The 2,220-nt window shown below is 69.6% G+C and carries 1 protein-coding gene; it reads right to left on the bottom strand.

All coding sequences use genetic code 11. The annotated features are described in order from the left end of the window. Window positions 1-204: 204 nt before the first annotated feature. A complete protein-coding gene (locus G6027_RS05260) occupies window positions 205-2,118 on the bottom strand; it encodes a penicillin-binding protein 2 (RefSeq protein WP_182636052.1) in 1,914 nt (637 codons plus the stop codon). Between the last annotated feature and the right edge of the window lie 102 nt (window positions 2,119-2,220).

Genomic DNA, 2,220 nt, shown 5'->3' with positions numbered 1-2,220 from the left:
CGCGAACAGCGTGCCCGGCACCGCGTCCTGGGCCCGGATCGTGGCGCCGGTGAGCTCCGTGTGGGCTGCCGCCCTGTCGCCGAGGAGGCCGGCGCGCACCGCGTCCGCCAGCTGTGCCGCTGTCGTCATCGCCTGTTCTCGACCTGCCTCTCGTTGTCCGTGACCCCCCGTGAACCCGCTACACGCTACCTTGCCGGTCGCGGGTCACTGCGCCTGCAGGATCAGGTCGGCTGCGGGGGCGGACGGCGGGATGTTGTCCCGGTTGACCAGCCAGGAGGCGATGTCGTGGAACAGCGGGGCGGCGGACGCGCCGAGGGCGCCGCGCTGGGGGGCGTCGAGCATGATCGAGATCACGTACCGCGGATCGTCGGCGGGCAGAATCCCGGAGAAGGTGATCCAGTACCGGGAGTTGGAGTAGCACGCACACGACGGGTCGATCTGCTGGGCCGTGCCGGTCTTACCACTGATCTGGTACCCGGCCACAGCGGCCTGAGGACCCGTGCCCGCCTGTGCTCCCGGCCCGGACTGGACCACCGAGCGGAACATGTCGCGCACCGTGCGAGCGGTCTGCTCGCTCACCACCCGCTCGCCCTCCGGCCGCTCGGACACGTGGGTCTCACCGTCCGGGTCCACCCGTTCGGCCACGATCCGGGGCGGCACCCGGACCCCGTCGTTGGCGATCGTCTGGTAGATGCCCGCCATCTGCAGGGTCGTCATGGACAACCCCTGCCCGATCGGCAGGTTGGCGAAGGTACCGCCCTGCCAGTTCTGCAGGTCGGGCACCAGGCCGTCCGACTCGCCGGCGAGTTCGATCCCAGAGCGCTGCCCCAACCCGAACTTCTCCAGGTACTCCGAGTACGGCTCCTTACCGACGCGCTGGGCCAGCATGAGGGTCCCGACATTGGAGGACTTCCCGAAGATCCCCGTGGTGGTGTACGGCGTGGGTCCGTGCTGCCATGCGTCGGAGACGGTCACCCCCTCCATACTGATGCTCCCGTCCACGGAGTGGACCTCCCCGGGATCGGTCAGCCCTGCCTCGATCGCCGCCGCGGCGGTGATGATCTTCTGCACCGACCCGGGCTCGAACGGCGAGGTGATCGCCGGGTTACCGAGGTCGGCCCCGCGCTCGAGTTCGGCGCCGATGCCCACCGCAGGGTTGAAGGTGTTGTCGTTGGCCATCGCACGCACCTCGCCGGTCCGGGCGTCCAACACGACCGCGGACGCGTTCTGCGCCCCCGAGGAGTCCTTGGCGGACTGAACGGCCTTCTGCACGTGCCACTGCAGGTCCGCGTCGAGGGTCAGGCGGATCGTGTCGCCGTCGCGTGGTGCCGAGACGTTTCGCAGCGTCCCCGGGATCACGGTGTCGTCCTGGGCCCTGTCGAAGGTCTGGCGGCCGTCCTCGCCGTCGAGTTCGTCATTGAAGGTCGCCTCGATGCCCTGCAGACCGATGAGCTTGCCGTCGTCGCTCTTGGACGTGGCTCCCACCACGTTGGCCGCGAGGGCTCCGCCCGGGTACTCGCGGATGTCCACACGTTCCGCGCCGATCATCGGGAACTTCCTGATGATCGCGTTGGCCTGGGTCACGTCGACGTTGCGGACGAGATAGGTGAAGCCACCCTCGGAGGTGAGCTTGGCCTCGATCTCGTCGCGGTCGGCCTTCTCCCCGAGCACGGACTCGAACTCGTCACCGATCTCGTCGACAAGCTGGTCCCAGGTGGGTTTGGTGCGGTCCAGTTCCCTGCGCGCCTCCGCGTTGCGCTGCTCGACCAGAGGCTGGATAGACAGGTCACGCGCTTCACGGGTGAACGCGATCGGGTCACCGTGCACATCGACGATGGCGCCACGGGTGGCGGGGAGCACCTGGTGGACCTGCCGCTGACTCTCCGCCCGGGCCGCGAGTTCGGTGCCGCCGATCGTCTGCACCCACAGGAGTTTGACCAGCGCGATCACCATGATCACCGCGAAGGCGGAGCGCATCCACGTGAACCGCCGGTCGGTCGACGCGGTGGTGAGGACCCTGCCGGACCGAGTGGGCGGCCGACCGTCACCCGACCGGCTTCCGCGAGGGGCCCCCGAGGGGACCCGCGGTCCCTGTCCCGGGTTGCGTCGATCGGTCATCGAGGGGCCTTTCGCAGGTCGTGTCGTCAGTAGAGCGGGCCGGGCACCGGCGCGAGTGTCGCGGCGTCGCCGCCCGGTGCGGGTGCGGGGGCCGGAGGTTCG

The sequence above is a fragment of the Dietzia sp. SLG310A2-38A2 genome, assembly GCF_014145095.1.
Taxonomy (GTDB): Bacteria; Actinomycetota; Actinomycetes; order Mycobacteriales; family Mycobacteriaceae; genus Dietzia.
This window is presented reverse-complemented; position numbering and strand designations above follow the sequence as displayed.

Excerpts from the sequence above, each read along its gene's own strand:
- G6027_RS05260 (WP_182636052.1), bottom strand. The coding sequence starts at position 2,118 with ATGACCGATCGACGCAACCCGGGACAGGGACCGCGGGTCCCCTCGGGG.